Raw genomic sequence first — 16,716 nt, forward strand, 5'->3', positions numbered from 1 at the left:
CCCGATTGGGCAAATTGGATAAATAATTTGACCAGTTGGCGACGCTGGCTTTATCTTGCGCGACGCCGGTTCAATTTCCCAGGCCCCCGTTGAGCGATATTTTCTCAAGGATCGAGCATTCGCGCACCGCCGACGAGGTGGTGCAGCAGATCGAAAGCCTGATCCTTGAAGGCGTGCTGCGCACCGGCGACCGGCTGCCGGGCGAGCGCGAGCTGGCGCGCCAGTTCGACGTGTCGCGGCCGATCCTGCGCGATGCGCTGAAGGCGCTGGAAGGGCGCGGGCTGCTGATCACCAAGGCCGGCGGCGGCACCCATGTCGCCGACGTCATCGGCCAGTTGTTCACCAAGCCGGTGACCGACCTCATCTCGATGCACCGCAAGGCGGTGACCGACTATCTGGAATACCGCCGCGAGATCGAAGGTGTTGCGGCCGAATATGCGGCGCGGCGCGCGACAGCGGACGACATTGCGCTGCTCGACCGCATCATGGCGCGCATGGACGAGGCGCACCGCACCGGCGATTTCGACGACGAGGCGGAAATCGACGTCGAGTTCCACCATGCTGTGTGCGAATGCGCGCACAACATCATCCTCTTGCACACACTGCGCTCCTGCTACCGGCTGCTGTCTGAAGGCGTGTTCCAGAACCGGCTTCTGGTGTTCAGCGTGCCCGGAGCGCGCGAGGCGCTGCTGGCCCAGCACGGCGCGATCTACAAAGCCGTGAAGGCCGGCGATCCCTCAGCTGCCCGCCAAGCGGCGATGGACCATATCTCCTATGTCGAGCGCTCGATGCTCGAGGCCGAACGCAGCGGCGACTGGCAGCGCGTGTCGCGGCTCAGGCTTAAGCAGCGCTCCGACGCCGACGACGGCTTCAAGACGACTGGCTAACGAGGAACCACCATGAGCGACATCCTCACCATTGCCGATCTCAAGGACCTGGCGCGCCGGCGGGTGCCGAAGATGTTCTACGACTATGCCGATTCCGGCGCCTGGACCGAAAGCACCTACCGCGCCAACGAGGAGGACTTCCAGAAGATAAAATTCCGTCAGCGCGTGCTGGTCGACATGAGCAACCGCTCGCTGGAATCGACCATGATCGGCGAGAAAGTGGCGATACCGGTGGCGCTTGCCCCAACTGGAATGACCGGCATGCAGCATGCCGATGGCGAGATGCTGGCGGCGCAGGCGGCAGAGGAATTCGGCGTGCCGTTCACGCTGTCGACGATGAGCATCTGCTCGATCGAGGATGTCGCGTCGGTGACGAAGAAGCCGTTCTGGTTCCAGCTCTACGTGCTTCGCGACAAGGATTTCGTGCTCGACCTGATCGACAGGGCGAAGGCTGCAAAATGCTCGGCGCTGGTGTTGACGCTCGACCTGCAGATCCTGGGGCAGCGCCACAAGGATGTCCGCAACGGGCTGTCGGCGCCGCCCAAGATGACGCTGGCCAACATTGCCAACATCGCCATGCGGCCGCGCTGGCTGATGGGCATTGCCGGCACCAAGCGCCGCACCTTCCGCAACATTGTCGGCCATGCCAAGGGCGTCGGCGACGTCGCTTCGCTGGCATCGTGGACGACGGAGCAGTTCGACCCGCACCTGTCGTGGAAGGACGTCGCCTGGATCAAGGAGCGCTGGGGCGGCAAGCTGATCCTGAAAGGTATTCTCGACAAAGAGGACGCGCTGATGGCGGTCGAGACCGGCGCCGACGCCATCATCGTTTCCAACCATGGCGGGCGCCAGCTCGACGGCGCATCGTCGTCAATCATGGCGCTGGAAGAGATCGCCGATGCGGTCGGCGACAGGATCGAGGTGCATATGGACGGCGGCATCCGCTCGGGCCAGGACGTGCTGAAGGCGCTTTGCCTCGGCGCCAAGGGCACCTATATCGGCCGCCCGTTCCTGTACGGGTTGGGCGCCATGGGCAAGCAAGGCGTGACCCTGGCGCTGGACATCATCCGCAAGGAGATGGACATCACGCTGGCACTGTGCGGCAAACGGCTGGTGACCGAGATGGGCAAGGACCAGTTGCGGCGATAGGGTCTTGTTCACCGATTAGACCCTAGCCTCGCTGGATCACGGAGACGAAGCCGCCTTGATCGAGACCGGCATCCACTACCTCGACGCGCGCGCGCCCGATGGCATGCGCCTCTATGCGATCGGCGACGTGCATGGCCGGCTCGATCTGCTCGCCGCCATGCATCGCCGCATCGAGAGCGAACTCGAATACAAGCCGACCAGCGATTGGCGCGTCATCCACCTCGGCGACTATGTTGACCGCGGACCAGAGTCCAAGGGCGTCATAGACTTCCTGATCGAGGCACAGAAACGCAATCCACGGCATCTGATGCTCGCCGGCAACCACGATATCGGCTTCCTCGATTTTCTCGACGAGCCTGACCCGGAAGGGCTGTTCATCCGCTATGGCGGCGTGCAGACGGCACAATCCTATGGCGTCGACCTAGCGGGACACGCAAGCTGGTTCGGCAAGGCCGAGGCGTTACGGCGGGGACACCAGGCACTGGTCAATGCTGTACCGCAAGCCCATGTCGACTTCCTGCGGTCGCTGCAATTGTCACTGATATCAGGTGATTTCTTCTTCTGCCATGCTGGCGTCAGGCCTGACGTGCCGCTGGAGAGCCAGAGCCCGCAGGATCTGGTCTGGATACGCGACGTCTTCCACAACCATCCAGGGCTTTACCCGAAGGTGATCGTGCACGGCCACACACCGGTGCCGGAGGCGGAGGTGATGCCGAACCGCGTCAATGTCGACACGCTCGCCTGGCAGTCAGGCATGCTCAGCGCGCTCGCCGTGGACGGCGCGGACAAGCGTATCCTGACTGTGCAGGGAAAAGCGTTTTAGCGAAGCGCGGCGGTGACGCCGTAGCCGTCGACGGCCTGATGGTTGTTGGCCGCATCGGCGGAATAAATGCCGAGACCGCACAAAACGATGGCAGACAGCATGACAAAGGACAGAAGCGCTGCTTTCACGGACGTCATCTCTAGTTGAGCTTCCTGCATCTGGGCACGAGGCGGTTACCAATGGGTTGAAACCGAGAATTCGTCTCAAAGTTTCGACGATTTCGCGCTTGTAGGTCGATTCTGTATCGGCGGTGTGTCGCGCGGATCACACAGAAGGTTCATCGCGGTTGCATTGCCGATGCATAGCGCGCGCCTTGTAGGATGGCGTTCGGCCACAAACCAAGGACGAAAGAAGTTGTCCCCGGCAGATTCCCCGCCGCGTGCCAATTATGCAACGGCCGCGCGTTGGCTGGGTTCAGATCGTCGCCACCCAGGCGCGGGCAATGGCCAAGCCCGCGGCATCAGCCTCGGGGCCGTTGAGAGCCATTTCGCTGTCGAGGCGATCGTGCCAGTCGGGATGGCGATCGGCAATCAGCGGCGCGAAGGATGCGCTCCAGTCCCTCACAATCGGCCGGTCGGCCTCGAAATGGAACTGGAAGCCGTAGACGGCGCGGCCGATACGGAACGCCTGGTTCTCAGCAATTTCGCTGCCGGCAAGCCGCACCGCATTTGACGGCAGCGCGAAAGTGTCGTCGTGCCATTCGAAGATGGGGAAATCCTGGGGAAGTGCGCCAAGCACCGGATCGGTTCTGGCGTCCGGCGTCAGCGATACCTTGTGCCAGCCGAATTCCGAGGCGCCGCCGATCTGGTTCTCACCGCCGAAAGAGCGGGCAACCAACTGGCTGCCCAGGCAGATACCGAGAACCGAGCGATCCTTGGCGGCGAAATCGCGGGTCAGTTCGAGCAGCGCCGGGAAATACGGGTAGTCATCGTCGGCCAGCGCATTCTGACCGCCGCCAAGCATCACCATGGCATCGTGTCCGGTCGCGTCGTCCGGCAGCGCATCGCCCTTGTAAGGCCGGCGCAGGTCGAGATCGGCGCCGGCTTCGGCGAGCGCGGCACCAACCTGGCCAAGGCCGGTGTTGTCGTAGTTCTGGACCACCAGCACCCGCATCGCAAAACCCTGCTGACATGAAATGACGCGACGAGCGATATCATGTCGCCAGCATTGCAGCCAAGATGCATATTCGGGAGAGAGCTATGCCACTGCAGAACCGGGTCGATCCGTTCGGCGCCATCCATGCCATATCCGAGCGCGGCCTGTTCACCGGCAATCGCGGCATCATCCACGATCCTGAGACCAAGACGCTGCTGAAAAAGCGTTGGGCCTTGCCGGCCTGGATCATCTGCGTCTGCCAATTCCGCAATGTGCGGCGCGAGCCGATGGGCAGGAATCGGCCGGGCGGCAGGGCCGGCTGGACCGAGTTGTTCTTCCTCGACGAGGTGACGGCGCTGGCCGCCGGGCACCGTCCCTGTTTCTATTGCCGGCGTGAGCGAGCCACGGATTTTGTCGGGCGTTTCGGCAAAGTCTTCGGTGTAAACGAACCGCGCGCGCCAATGGTGGACAAGCGGCTGCACAAGGAGCGGCTGGCTTCGGGCGGCAAGCCACCTGATGTCACCATGGGAGAGCTTGCCGAATTGCCGGACGGAGCGATGATCGCGGATGGCGGCTCGGCCTATGCGCTGCGCGGCGGCAACGCGCTGCCCTGGTCGTTCGCAGGCTATGGCGATGCGGCGGCCTTCGACAGCCTTGCCGGCCGTTCGCTGCGCCTGCTCACACCGGCCACGACCGTTTCGGTGCTGCGGCACGGTTTTGAACCGGTGTGGCATCGTTCCGCCGAGACTTGACGCCAGGCACCGCCTCGCCCATTCCTCGGCGATGCGCGCCAATTACAAGATGCAGCGGCTGTTCTTGGCCGACGATCTCGCAGCCGACATCGAATTCGATGCCGGCCAGCAGCAAAGCCATTACCTCATGCATGTGCTGCGGCTCGGCGAAGGCGCCGAGATTCTGGTCTTCAACGGCCGCGACGGCGAGTGGTCGGCGGCGATCGCTTCGAAGTCGAAGAAGGCGGTGCGGCTGAGAGTGCTCAGCCAACAGCGGCCGCAACCGCCTTTGCCCGATCTAGTTTATTGCTTCGCGCCGCTGAAGCAGGGGCGGCTCGACTATCTCGTGCAGAAGGCGGTGGAGATGGGCGCCGGCATCCTGCAGCCGGTGATCACCCAGCACACGCAATTGGCAAAACCCTCCATCGACCGGCTGCGCGCCAATGTCGTCGAGGCGGCCGAGCAATGCGGCATACTGGCGGTGCCGGAAGTGCGAGAAGCCGAGAAATTCGAGCGTCTGCTCTCCGGCTGGGACAAGGAGCGGCGACTGATCTTCTGCGACGAGGACGCCTCGACCAACAACCCGCTGCCGGCATTGCAGGCAGTGCCGGAGAAGAAGCTGGCGCTGCTGGTCGGACCGGAAGGCGGCTTTTCCGACGACGAACGCAAGATGCTGCGGGCGCTCCCCTTCGTCACTGCCATCCCGCTCGGACCGCGCATCCTGCGCGCTGACACAGCAGCTGTAGCGGCGCTTGCGGTGATGCAGGCGACGGTCGGAGACTGGTAAGAAGCGTAAAGATCAATTCCTGTTGACCTGTGGCTCAGGATTTTTCGCTTGATCGGCTGCTGACATTTCGTCCATTTAGCGCCGGCGGGCTCCGAGAGCCGCAGAGGGGGCCCCATGGCGCGCGACACAACCGATTTCCGGCCAATCGAAGACATCGACGAACTGGTCGAGCATCTGGCCGAAGGCAACAAGCCGCGCGACAAGTGGCGCATCGGGACCGAGCACGAGAAGTTCCCCTTCTATGTCGACGGCAACGCGCCGGTGCCTTATGGCGGCGAGCGCGGCATCCGCGCCATCCTCGAAGGCATGCAGCAAAAGCTCGGCTGGGACCCGATCATCGATGACGGCCGCATCATCGGCCTGGTCGAGCCGACCGGCCAGGGCGCGATCTCGCTCGAGCCGGGCGGCCAGTTCGAGCTGTCGGGCGCGCCGCTGGAAACGATCCACCAGACCTGTCGCGAGGGCAATGCGCATCTGGCGCAGGTACGCGAGATCGCCGAGCCGATGGGCATCCGCTTTCTCGGCCTCGGCGGCAGCCCGAAATGGTCGCTGGCCGAGACGCCGAAAATGCCGAAATCGCGCTACGAAATCATGACCCGCTACATGCCCAAGGTCGGCACCAAGGGTCTCGACATGATGTATCGCACCTGCACCATCCAGGTGAACCTCGACTTCGAAAGCGAAGCCGACATGCGCCGCAAGATGCAGGTGTCGCTGAAGCTGCAGCCACTGTCGACGGCGCTGTTTGCCAACTCGCCCTTCACCGACAGCCGGCCGAACGGACTGCAGAGCTGGCGCGGCGACATCTGGCGCGACACCGACAACCAGCGCTCGGGCCTGCTCGAATTCTGCTTCTCGCCCGAGTTCGGCTTTGCCGACTATGTCGAATGGGCGCTCGACGTGCCGATGTATTTCGTCATCCGCGACGGCCACTATCACGACATGACGCACATCACCTTCCGCCAGTTCATGGCCGGCGTTGCCCGCAATGAAGTACCGGACGGACTGCCCACCATGGGCGACTGGGCGAACCATCTGTCGACCCTGTTCCCTGACGTCAGGCTGAAGCGCTTCCTCGAAATGCGCGGCGCCGATGGCGGGCCGTGGCGCCGCATCTGCGCGCTGCCGGCCTTCTGGGTCGGGCTGCTCTATGACGAGGCCGCGCTCGACGCCGCCGAGGCGCTGACTTCGAGCTGGACCTATGAAGAAACGCTGGCGATGCGCAATGCGGTGCCGGAACAAGGCATTTCCGCGCCGTTCCGCAACACGACGCTGCGTGAGATCGGCCGCGATGTAATGACGATTTCGCGCCTTGGGCTGAAAAATCGCGGCAGGAAGAACCGCGACGGCTATGACGAGACCTCGTTCCTCAACACGCTGGACGAAGTCGTGGCGCGCGGTACCACCAGTGCCGAGGAAATGCTGTCGGCCTACCACACGCGCTGGGGCGGCTCGATCGAGCCGGTGTTCATGGAATATGCGTATTAGCGTCGCGCCTTGAGCAGCGGCAAAAGCCGCTTCAATCGAACATCGAAACGAACTAGGTTCTCCCTCGAGGATTTCCCGGAGGAGAAACCGATGCCTACCTTGTTCGACATATTGGCGCAGGCGCAGAACGGCAACGGCATGCAGGCGCTTGCCCAGCAGTACGGGCTTTCCATGCAGCAGACGCAGGCGGCTGTCGCCGCTCTGCTGCCGGCCTTCTCGCAAGGGCTGCAACGCAACACCGCCGATCCCTATGGGCTAGGCGCCTTCATGACGGCGATGGCGAGCGGCCAGCACGCGAAATACTTCGAGGACGCGACCAGGGCTTTCTCACCGCAAGGCGTCAATGAGGGCAATGGCATTCTGGGTCATCTGTTCGGCTCGAAGGAGCTGTCGCGCGCGGTGGCCAGCCAGGCCGCGCAGGCGACCGGCGTCAGCCAGCAGATCCTGCAGCAGATGCTGCCGGCCATCGCTTCGATGGTGATGGGCGGATTGTTCAAGCAGACGACAAACCAGTTGACCGGGGGTCAGATGCAGGCCGCCGGTGGCTTCGGCGGCGGCAGCAATCCGCTCGGCGAGATCATCGAACAGATGATGCGGCAGGCGGGCGGCGGGGCACAGCCTGCGCCGCAGCCAGCACCCAATCCTTACGGTGAGAACCCGCTGGGCAAAGTGCTGCAGGACATGTTCGGCGGCGGCGCCCAACAGCCGCAAAGCCAGCCGCAACAGGCGCCCAACCCATATGGCGACAATCCGCTGGGCAAGGTGCTGCAGGATATGTTCGGCGGTGGCGCGGCACAGCAACCGCAGGGCCGGCCGCAGCAGCCAACACAGCCGCAACAGACGCAGAGCCCTTACGGCGACAACCCGCTGGGCAAGATTTTTGAAGAGATGATGCGGCAAGGCGGTGGTGGCGGCTTCGGCCTGCCCGGTGGGCAGCCGGCGCCGCAGCAGCCGCAAGCACCCCAGCCGCGACAGGCACCGCAGGAGCGCCAGGCGCCGCAACCGCAGGCCAATCCGAGCGGCAGGCCACGCAATCCGTTCGACGATATTTTCGGCAAGATGTTCGAGACCGGCGCCCAGCAGCGCGACGACTATCAGAAGGGCGTGGAAACGATCTTCGACCAGTTCAAGCGGGACATGGACCGGCGGTAGTTGGCGGTAGTTGGGCGCTGACCTTCGCGGCTTCGGAGCAAGGAACGAAGCGACGCGGCGCAGACCGCACGATGACGACGGAGCTTTAAAAGAAAAGCCCGGTCCTGGAGGAGGACCGGGCCAGTGTGCAGGCTGGCCGGCGGGGAACCGGCAGGGAGTGGGGAGCCTGCTATACTCGTTGGTCGCAGCGAGCCTGAGAAAGGTTCACGGCAGCCGAAACAATGCGCCCGATATCACGCTATCTGGCGGGCGAGATCTTCGATCGTATCGGCACGATCGCTCGCAATCGCACGCAGCTTCACGGTCGGATCGGCACCGAACGGCACATCGATGGCGACATGGAGATCCGCGCGCGTCAGGCCGATATCGGCGAGTTCGGCGTCCGACATCTCGCCGAGGCGATAGAAGGCCCGGCGATTTTTCCAGGCCTGGTAGGCATTGAGAAGGGTGTTGGCCACGCGCGTCGCAACGGCCGGACGCGAGGTTATGCGCGAGGTCTCGGTAGCGAAATCAAACGTGGTCATGTCGGTCTCCTTCAGACTCGAACTGGACAAGACCAGGCGGTCGGCGCTGGGGACAGCGGCCGTTCCGGTCTCGATTCACATGCCTTCATGTGGACAATGTGAATTTGCCACGCACCGATTGATTAATCCAACGAATGTTTCTAATCTTTAGCATCAACGCTAGTGATGGATTGGACCGATGAAAGCGCCACTCGATCTCGACCAGTTGCAGACCTTCATCTCGATTGCCGATACCGGCAGCTTCACCCGTGCGGCCGAGGAAGTGCTGCGCACGCAATCGGCGGTGTCGATGCAGATGCGCCGGCTGGAAGAGCGGATCGGCAAGCCGCTGTTCGAAAAGGACGGCCGCACCAACAGGCTGACCGAGGAAGGCGACAAGCTGCTCTCCTACGCGCGCCGCCTGCTCTATCTCAACCGCGAAACGCTGGCCGCCTTCGATGATCAGCGGCTCGAAGGCACCATCCGTATCGGCACCCCCGACGACTATGCCGACCGGTTCCTGCCCGAAATCATGGCACGCTTCACACGGTCAAATCCGCGCGTCGAACTGACTGTCATCTGCGAGCCGACACCAGGCTTGGTCGAGCATATCAAGCGCGGCAATCTCGATCTTGCGCTGGTGACGCACAATGATACGCGCGGCCAGTCGGAAGTGGTGCGGCGCGAGCCGCTGCTATGGGTGACCTCGGCCAACCATGCCACGCACGAACAGGAAGTGCTGCCGATGGCCTTCGGCCGGCCGAACTGCATCTGGCGGCGCGCCGCCGTCGATGTGCTCGACCGGCAAAGCCGCGACTATCGCATCCTCTTCACCAGCTTCTCGGCGACCGTCATCACCGCCGCGGTGCTGTCGGGGCTGGCGATCTCGGTGCTGCCGGAATGCGCGCTGCGGCCCGGCATGCGAGTGCTGGGCGAAGCCGACGGTTTTGGCGCGCTGCCCGACTGCCGCATCGGCATCATGCGCGGCCAGACCTCGCGGCCCGAAATCGTCGACGCGCTGGCCCGGCACATCTCGGAAAGCCTCGACAATATTTCCGTGCCGCTCGGCGAAGAAACGGGAAGCTTCGATTTCGCCTCGCTCGCCTTCGCCAAGATGAAGCGGAGCAAGCCGAACCAGATCCTGCCTGGCTGGTAGGAACGATCAGGCCGACGCTGCCGCCTCCGTCGTTGCGTTGGCCGACGACAGGCCGGGCAGCGCCACCAATTGCGCCGGCTCCAGCGGCGGCGACAAGAGGTAGCCCTGCAGCTGCTGGCAGCCCATGGCGACCAGCAGCGCCTTTTGCACCTCGGTCTCTACGCCCTCGGCGGTGACCTCGACCTTGAGCGCGCCGGCGAGATCGATCAGCGCCTTGACGATGGCGCCCGAATTGCCGTCGCCGTCGAGAAGCCGCACGAAGGAGCGGTCGATCTTGAGCTTGTCGATGGCATGGCGGCGCAGATAGCTCAGCGACGAATAGCCGGTGCCGAAATCGTCGAGCACAATGCCGACGCCCGACTGGCGCAAGGCTGCCAGAGCCGCTCTGGTGGTGTCGTTGTTTTCCAGGAGAACGTTTTCGGTGATCTCGAGCTGCAGGCGCTTCGGCGCCAGTCCCGTTTCGGCGAGGATCGAGGCAACCTCTTCGGCAAAGCCGGCGTCGCGCAATTGCAGCGGCGAGACATTGACGGCGAGCCACGGCAGTTTGGTCTTCAAGGCGAAGCGGCAGGCTTCCAGCAGGGCCCATGCGCCGAGCTGCCCGATCATGCCGCGTTCCTCGGCGATGGCGATGAACTGCGCCGCCGGCAGTGCGCCATGGACCTCATGCGCCCAGCGGATCAGCGCCTCGGCGCCGACAATGGTCTTGCCGTCGCTGGCAAAGACCGGCTGGTAGGCGAGCTTGATACCGGTGCCGCCATTCAGCGCGCTGCGCAGCTCGCTCTCGACCTTGCGCTTGCGCAGCAAAAGGTCGTCCATGTCGCCGGCGAAGACCTGGTAGCGGCCGCGGCCGTTCTTCTTGGCTTCGTAGAGCGCGATGTCGGCCTTGCGCAGCAGATCGTCTGCGTCGGCATCAGGGCCTGTCGACAAGGCTATGCCGATGCTGGCGCTGATAAAGACCTGATCGTCCATCAGCTTGAACGGCTCCTGCAGTTTCTGCAGCACCCTCTCGGAAATATCCTCGGCGTTCCTTACGTCGCGGACATCGATCAGGATCACCGCGAATTCGTCGCCACCCAGTCTTGCCACCGTGTCGACGTCGCGAACCGTATGCTGAAGCCTGGCCGCCGTCTGGCGCACGAGTTCGTCGCCTGCCGGGTGACCAAGCGTGTCGTTGACATGCTTGAAGCGATCTAGATCGAGATAAAGCAGCGCGACCTTGCTTTCATTGCCGGAGGTAAGCAAGGCACGCCGCAGCCTGTCCTCGAACAGTGCCCGGTTGGGCAGGCCGGTGAGCGTGTCGTGAAAGGCGAGATATTGCGCCTGGGCCTGGCTGGTCTGCAGCGCCGATGACGCACGGCGCAGACGCCGGAGCAGGAAGGCGAGCACGCTCGCCGCAACCAGCGCGGCCAGAGCCAGGGCCGGGCTGGCCTTGCCCACCAGCGTCAGGCCGGGCCGTTCCTGGTCCCAGGCAATATAGCCGAGGATGACACCCTGTTTGTCGATAAGCGGAATGGCAGCCGAGCCAAGCGGCTGAGCCATCGGCAGGAGATGCGCCCCCGCCAGCAGATATTTCTGCGCGATCTTGCCGATCACCGCGTCGTTGATGAACTCTATGGAGACATGCAGATATTCGCTGCCGGATGCCTGGGTGACGCGATCCGAACTCGGCACCAGAGGCATGACGCTGAGTATGGCAGGCTGACCGCCAAGCGAGACCAGATCGTCGGCAACGAATTTTGCGCCGGCCTGGCTTGCGTCCTTGCTCATCATCTGGCGCAACCTGGCGATGGTCGGCCGCAAAGCGGGTTCGTCCTCGCCAAAGACGGCAGGCGACACGACCTTGCCTTCGCGCATGGCGTGGACCGGCCGGTTGGCGTTGTCCAGCACATAGACCCGGTTGTGGCCGTAATACGAGTACATCCAGACGCTGAAATTCTCGGCCATCCAGGTCTGGTTGCCGGCCTTGGCGTTTATAACGGAATCATCCCAGACGGCGACGCTTTCCTGCTCGCGCTTTACCGCGGCGATCTGGTCCTGCAGGCCGTTGGCAAGGAAAACCTTCTCCCGCTCGAGCGAGACCCGGTCGGCCTGCATGGTGGCGTAAAGGCCGAAGCCGACAACGATGGCCAGTGCAAAAACGGCAAGCGTCAGCACCGTCAGGGTGACCTGGAACGTCAACGGGCTGCGTTGTTTGCGGGCGCTCATGCGTCCTCCTTGGCCCAGAGTCAATCAGGCCAGGCTTAAGATCAAGTTATGGAATCTTGACGCGGAGCGACAACAGCCGCTCAATCGGCCGATGAGCGACGCAGAATCCGAATCACGAACCAATGCCACCGAATACACGGTGAGCGAGATTTCCGGCGCGCTGAAGCGCACGGTCGAGGATGTCTTCGGCCATGTGCGGGTGCGCGGCGAAATTTCCGGCTATCGCGGGCCGCACTCTTCCGGCCATGCCTATTTCACGCTGAAGGACGACCGCGCGCGGCTCGATGCCGTGGTCTGGAAAGGCACGATGAGCCGGCTGAAATTCCGTCCCGAAGAGGGGATGGAGGTGATCGCCACCGGCAAACTCACCACCTATCCCGGCAAATCCAACTACCAGATCGTCATCGACAATCTAGAACCCGCCGGCGCCGGGGCGCTGATGGCGCTTTTGGAAGAGCGCAAGCGGCGACTGCAGGCCGAAGGACTTTTCGATGCCGGCCGCAAGCGGCGGCTGCCGTTCATGCCGCGCACCATCGGCGTCGTCACCTCGCCGACCGGATCGGTGATCCGTGACATCATCCATCGCATCAAGGACCGCTTTCCGCTGCATGTGCTGGTCTGGCCGGTAAGAGTCCAGGGCGAGACGGCGGGGGCGGAAGTGACGGCCGCCGTCAACGGCTTCAACGCGCTGGCCTGGGATGGCGCGATTGCCCAGCCCGACCTTCTGATCGTGGCGCGCGGCGGCGGCAGCCTCGAGGACCTCTGGGGGTTCAACGATGAAGGGCTGGCGCGCGCCGTCGCCGCCTCGCGCATTCCGGTGATTTCGGCCGTCGGGCACGAGACCGACTGGACCTTGATCGACCTCGTCGCCGACATGCGCGCACCGACGCCGACAGGTGCGGCGGAGATCGCGGTGCCGGTGAAAGCGGACCTCGAAGCGACACTAGCCAGTCTTGGCGCACGGCTCAAAGCAGCCACCTTGCGCAATTTCGAACGCAAGCGGCAGGCCTCGCGTGCGGCCGCCCGCGCGCTGCCCTCGCCCGACCAGTTGCTGGCGCTGCCGCGACGGCGGCTGGACGAGGCGGCCAGCCGGCTTAGCCGGGGGCTGATGGTCTCCACCGAAAGAAAGCAAGCTCGGTTCTTCGCCGTGAAGCTCACTCCGGCAACGCTGTCGCGGCGGATTGCCGAGGCGCGACGCACCAACGACCGCGACCTTTTGCGCGCCCAGGGGGCGCTGCGCGCATTGGCGAGAGCCCGGCGCGCGGAGTTGAATCGTGCGGCGGATCAGTTGCCAAAATGTGCGAAAGCATCCCTGCAACGGCACAGGCAGCAACTGGCTTTGCTGCAAGGCCGCATTACGATCGAGCCAACGGCACGGCGGCAAACCGTGCAGAGGGATCTTCTGACAGCTTTGACGAGACGAGGCACGCAAGCGGTACTGCTCAGGCTGGAGCGACTGCGCGGCCGCATCGTCCAATCCGAGAGGCTGATGGCAACGCTGTCGCACAAGGCTGTGCTGGCCCGCGGCTTCGCGCTGGTCAAGGATGCCGGCGGCGCGGTGATCAAACTGGCAGTTGATGTGGCGCCGGGCGCTGGCCTGCAGCTGGAGTTCGCCGACGGCATCGTAAATGCAGTCGCGACCGGCGACGCCGAGCGGGTGCAGGCCGTTGCCAAACCAGCGGCCACGCCGCCCGCCAGCAAACCCGCCGCAAAGCCGACGGCCAGCAAACCGAAAGAGCCGGGCAATCAGGGCTCGCTTTTTTAGAGGACCGCATGACCGGACATGACCCGCATCTTCAAACGCCGGCGGGCAAGCCGCGCGCGCGTGCTTTCGGCATTACCTTCGAGGGCACGCCGGGCGGCTTCAACGCCATCACCGATGTGCCCGGCGTATCGGTCGGCTATGCGACGCTGATTTCCGGCGAGGGTCTGCTCGAGGTTGGCACGGGGCCGGTGCGCACCGGCGTCACCGCCATCCTGCCGCGGCCGTTGGCTGAGCTCGCCACGCCGGTGCTTGCCGGTGTCTTCAGCCAGAACGGCAATGGCGAGTTGACGGGGTCGCACATTATCGAGGAAGTCGGCGCCTTCAACCTGCCCGTCACGATCACCAACACGCATTCCTGCGGCGTTACCCGCGACGGCACGCTGCGCTGGATGCAACGCGTGCTGCCGGCGGCGCTCGACAGCGGCTGGGGCCTGCCGGTTGCGGCGGAGACCTATGATGGTTTCCTCAACGACATCAACGGTCATCACGTCGGCTTCGAACATGTCGAAGCCGCGCTCGACGGTGCCGCCGGTGGAGCGATCGAGGAAGGCAGTGTCGGCGGTGGCGCTGGCATGATTGCCTTTGGCTTCAAGGCCGGCTCGGGCACGGCATCCCGCATCATCGAGTGGCAGGGTATCAGGCATACGGTCGGCGTATTCGTGCAGGCGAATTTCGGCAAGCGGCGCAATTTCACACTGCGCGGCGCCCGCGTCGGGCCCGATCTGGTAGAGCCGGCGATGCGCGAAGGCACGCCGCGTGCCGAAAAGGGCTCGATCATCGCCATCGTCGCCACCGATGCGCCATTTCTGCCGCACCAGATGAAGCGGCTGGCAAAGCGCGTGCCGCTCGGCATCGCCATGACAGGCGGCTTCGGCTACCACAGTTCGGGCGACATTTTTCTGGCCTTCACCACCGCCAATCCGCAAGCAGCACTTGCACCATCGGGACGAACCGCAAACGTCGCTTACATCCCGGACGTCGATATCGATCCGTTCTTCGATGCGGTGGCGCAAGGCGTAGAGGAGGCGATCCTCAATGCAATGGTCGCCAATGAGGATATGAGCGGACGCGACGGCAATTTCGTGCCGGCGCTGCCGAAGGCCTGGCTGAAAGATCGATTTGGATAGAGGACAAGGCCTGGCGGCGCCAGGCCTGTTGCGTCACGGCTTGGCCGCGTTGCTCTGGTCGGCCTCGGCCGCCTCTTCGAGCCGCGATGCGATCAGTTCCTGGATGTCGCCGACTTCTTCCTGGATATCTTCCAGCGGAATGCCGACCTCAGCGGCCTTCGCCGCGCACTCCTTGGCGAGGGTCTCGGCCTGCTTCTCGATCTTTACCGGCGAGTGCTGGCAGTGGACCTTTTCACCGATCCATCCGCGCAAGAACTCGATCGCATGTTCACTCATACTGCTTTTCCCTGGCGGCTATGCCGGTTGGTAACCGTAAACGTCCGCACCCGGTAAAGGATGCATGCTGCCATTCGAACCGAGTCGGCTTCGCCCGGCAAGTTGATCTTGTCGGAGGTCCGAAGAGCCGAATGAAGGGAAGGGTTCAATGAGCACGTTCTGATTGTTTGATAGAGTGGTACGTTGGCCGGGATCGGCTTCGGCTCTATGCTGTTGTTCTTACGATCTTTTCCTGCTGTCGACGGCCGATTTGTATCACAATAGGGATCACAACGCGTAACACATTTTCTGCTGCTTCGTGGTACACAGCCACAGCTACACGGTCGAAGCCGCCGCTATATAGTGACATCATTATGCGATGTCGACTCTATCAGCCATCCTGCTTCCTTCCGCCGCGCTGTGTCAAACGTCATCCCCGTCCAGTATGGAGATTGGATGGCCCCGGAGGGCGTATGAAGATGTTGATTTTATTGCGTTTCGTGAGCCAAAATCAGAAAGCTCTCGTCAGCGTCACCCCGCTCGACTGCCTCCGCCACACTCAGCGCCTCCGACGTCGATTCCTTGCACGTAACGCGCGGGCCGGATGAACGACAACATTGGCGCTTTGGCAGCGCGCTCCTGCTAAGGATGATGTCTCGATGCGACAAGCTCTGCCTTGCGCTGCGCCGTCTCCAGCCCGATTGAGATGAAGGCGCGCGCATGCCGGGCCAGTTCCATATTGTCGGCCCACAGATTGCGCCAGATCGCGGTCTTCCGTGAGAGGTTCTCGTCGACGATCTTCGACGAGAAGGATTCAAAGCTGAGGTCGTCCCTATAGCCGATTGCGGTCAGCGCATCGAAGATGGCGGCAAAGTCGATATTGCCGGTGCCGAGGAAACCGCGATGGCTCTCGCCGATATGGACATAGCCGATCTTGTCAGCGGCATGGCGGATAGCCAGTCCGACATCGGCCTCCTCGATGTTCATGTGGAAGGTATCGAGATGCAGGAAGATGTTGTCGGAGCCGGTGTCCGCGATGAAGGCCAGGCCTTGTGAAGCGGTGTTGAGCAGATTGCTTTCGAAGCGGTTGACGATCTCCAGATTGAGCGTGACGCCGGCGGCCTTGGCCGTCTCCGCAACCTTCGCAAGTGTACCCGCGCTGCGGTTCCACTGATCGCGCGTCGGCGCCTGCGTCTGCAAGCCGTGGCTGGTACTGAGGATGCCGCCAATCTTCTGGCCGCCGAGATCGCGGGTGAGCGCGATCGTCTCGTTGAGGATCTCGACGCCGCGCGCGGCAACCGCCTTGTCGGCACTCGAAATGTCGCCGTCGGCCGGCAGGCCGATGCTGATCGCGACGCCGAGCTTGAGGTCGGCGATGCGCCTGGCCAACCCGCCAACGTCGACATTGGCGGGGTCAAGATAGGAGAACTCGATCAGGTCGAAACCGGCCTCCTTGGTGTTGGCCAGCGTCCGTTCGAGGTCGCCTTGCGCCGAACTCGCCGACCAGACGAAGGAATGAATACCGATGCGCGACATGATCGTCTCCCGTTTCTGAATTGAGATGCGGCCGGGTTGCCCCGGCCGCATCGGCCT

16 protein-coding genes are annotated in these 16,716 nt (G+C 63.4%); 10 read left to right on the plus strand and 6 right to left on the minus strand.

What is annotated here, in order from left to right; genetic code table 11:
• Positions 1-89: 89 nt before the first annotated feature.
• Genes NKI32_RS20680 through NKI32_RS20690 form a run of 3 tightly spaced genes read left to right on the plus strand, consistent with a single transcriptional unit; the run spans position 90 to position 2,859 of the window.
• Entirely contained in the window at positions 90-887 is a 798-nt protein-coding gene (locus tag NKI32_RS20680) for an FCD domain-containing protein (protein ID WP_023695102.1), read from the plus strand.
• Between the two features lie 12 nt (positions 888-899).
• Positions 900-2,036 carry an alpha-hydroxy acid oxidase gene (locus NKI32_RS20685; RefSeq protein ID WP_023715638.1) on the plus strand — a complete coding sequence of 379 codons (1,137 nt, stop codon included), beginning with the start codon at positions 900-902 and terminating at the stop codon, positions 2,034-2,036.
• A 55-nt stretch (positions 2,037-2,091) separates the two neighbouring features.
• A complete protein-coding gene (locus NKI32_RS20690; RefSeq protein ID WP_023727717.1) occupies positions 2,092-2,859 on the plus strand; it encodes a metallophosphoesterase family protein in 768 nt (255 codons plus the stop codon).
• Here NKI32_RS20690 and NKI32_RS20695 read toward each other — a convergent pair.
• The gene (locus tag NKI32_RS20695; RefSeq protein ID WP_006206855.1) at positions 2,856-2,996 is read right to left on the minus strand and encodes a hypothetical protein; all 141 of its coding nucleotides are present in this window, start codon (positions 2,994-2,996) and stop codon (positions 2,856-2,858) included. The two genes, NKI32_RS20690 and NKI32_RS20695, sit on opposite strands and share 4 nt — an antisense overlap.
• A gap of 277 nt (positions 2,997-3,273) precedes the next feature.
• Complete coding sequence (locus NKI32_RS20700; protein WP_353003409.1) at positions 3,274-3,972, minus strand: type 1 glutamine amidotransferase; 699 nt, start codon at positions 3,970-3,972, stop codon at positions 3,274-3,276.
• An 86-nt stretch (positions 3,973-4,058) separates the two neighbouring features.
• Between NKI32_RS20700 and NKI32_RS20705 the strand changes: the two genes are divergently transcribed.
• From NKI32_RS20705 to NKI32_RS20720, 4 genes are all read left to right on the plus strand, one after another.
• Positions 4,059-4,706: a hypothetical protein gene (locus NKI32_RS20705; protein ID WP_023692351.1), complete on the plus strand. Its 648-nt coding sequence runs from the start codon at positions 4,059-4,061 to the stop codon at positions 4,704-4,706.
• A 31-nt stretch (positions 4,707-4,737) separates the two neighbouring features.
• Positions 4,738-5,472 carry a 16S rRNA (uracil(1498)-N(3))-methyltransferase gene (locus tag NKI32_RS20710; RefSeq protein WP_023827914.1) on the plus strand — a complete coding sequence of 245 codons (735 nt, stop codon included), beginning with the start codon at positions 4,738-4,740 and terminating at the stop codon, positions 5,470-5,472.
• Positions 5,473-5,586: 114 nt separating this feature from the next.
• Positions 5,587-6,960, plus strand: coding sequence for a glutamate--cysteine ligase (locus tag NKI32_RS20715; RefSeq protein ID WP_023681841.1), 1,374 nt, complete (start codon positions 5,587-5,589; stop codon positions 6,958-6,960).
• A gap of 90 nt (positions 6,961-7,050) precedes the next feature.
• Positions 7,051-8,112: a DUF937 domain-containing protein gene (locus NKI32_RS20720; RefSeq protein WP_023710135.1), complete on the plus strand. Its 1,062-nt coding sequence runs from the start codon at positions 7,051-7,053 to the stop codon at positions 8,110-8,112.
• Between the two features lie 233 nt (positions 8,113-8,345).
• On the opposite strand, the gene NKI32_RS20725 is transcribed toward NKI32_RS20720, so the two are convergent.
• Entirely contained in the window at positions 8,346-8,636 is a 291-nt protein-coding gene (locus NKI32_RS20725; protein ID WP_023670560.1) for a DUF1127 domain-containing protein, read from the minus strand.
• 178 nt (positions 8,637-8,814) lie between these two features.
• Here NKI32_RS20725 and NKI32_RS20730 point away from each other — a divergent pair, with 178 nt between their 5' ends.
• The gene (locus NKI32_RS20730) at positions 8,815-9,771 is read left to right on the plus strand and encodes a LysR substrate-binding domain-containing protein (RefSeq protein ID WP_023670561.1); all 957 of its coding nucleotides are present in this window, start codon (positions 8,815-8,817) and stop codon (positions 9,769-9,771) included.
• A gap of 6 nt (positions 9,772-9,777) precedes the next feature.
• On the opposite strand, the gene NKI32_RS20735 is transcribed toward NKI32_RS20730, so the two are convergent.
• The gene (locus tag NKI32_RS20735) at positions 9,778-11,976 is read right to left on the minus strand and encodes a bifunctional diguanylate cyclase/phosphodiesterase (RefSeq protein WP_353003411.1); all 2,199 of its coding nucleotides are present in this window, start codon (positions 11,974-11,976) and stop codon (positions 9,778-9,780) included.
• 91 nt (positions 11,977-12,067) lie between these two features.
• Between NKI32_RS20735 and xseA the strand changes: the two genes are divergently transcribed.
• Positions 12,068-13,741 carry an exodeoxyribonuclease VII large subunit gene (xseA, locus tag NKI32_RS20740; RefSeq protein WP_352765728.1) on the plus strand — a complete coding sequence of 558 codons (1,674 nt, stop codon included), beginning with the start codon at positions 12,068-12,070 and terminating at the stop codon, positions 13,739-13,741.
• 8 nt (positions 13,742-13,749) lie between these two features.
• Positions 13,750-14,868: a DmpA family aminopeptidase gene (locus NKI32_RS20745; protein WP_353003414.1), complete on the plus strand. Its 1,119-nt coding sequence runs from the start codon at positions 13,750-13,752 to the stop codon at positions 14,866-14,868.
• 33 nt (positions 14,869-14,901) lie between these two features.
• On the opposite strand, the gene NKI32_RS20750 is transcribed toward NKI32_RS20745, so the two are convergent.
• Together NKI32_RS20750 and NKI32_RS20755 are read right to left on the minus strand one after the other, a co-directional pair.
• Positions 14,902-15,144 (minus strand): DUF768 domain-containing protein, encoded by a 243-nt coding sequence (locus NKI32_RS20750; RefSeq protein WP_023670565.1) that lies wholly within the window; start codon positions 15,142-15,144, stop codon positions 14,902-14,904.
• Between the two features lie 621 nt (positions 15,145-15,765).
• Positions 15,766-16,659, minus strand: a complete 894-nt coding sequence (locus tag NKI32_RS20755; protein ID WP_353003416.1) for a sugar phosphate isomerase/epimerase family protein — start codon at positions 16,657-16,659, stop codon at positions 15,766-15,768.
• Positions 16,660-16,716 lie beyond the last annotated feature (57 nt).

The sequence above is a fragment of the Mesorhizobium sp. M0761 genome, from assembly GCF_040320205.1.
In the GTDB taxonomy this organism is placed as follows: Bacteria; Pseudomonadota; Alphaproteobacteria; order Rhizobiales; family Rhizobiaceae; genus Mesorhizobium.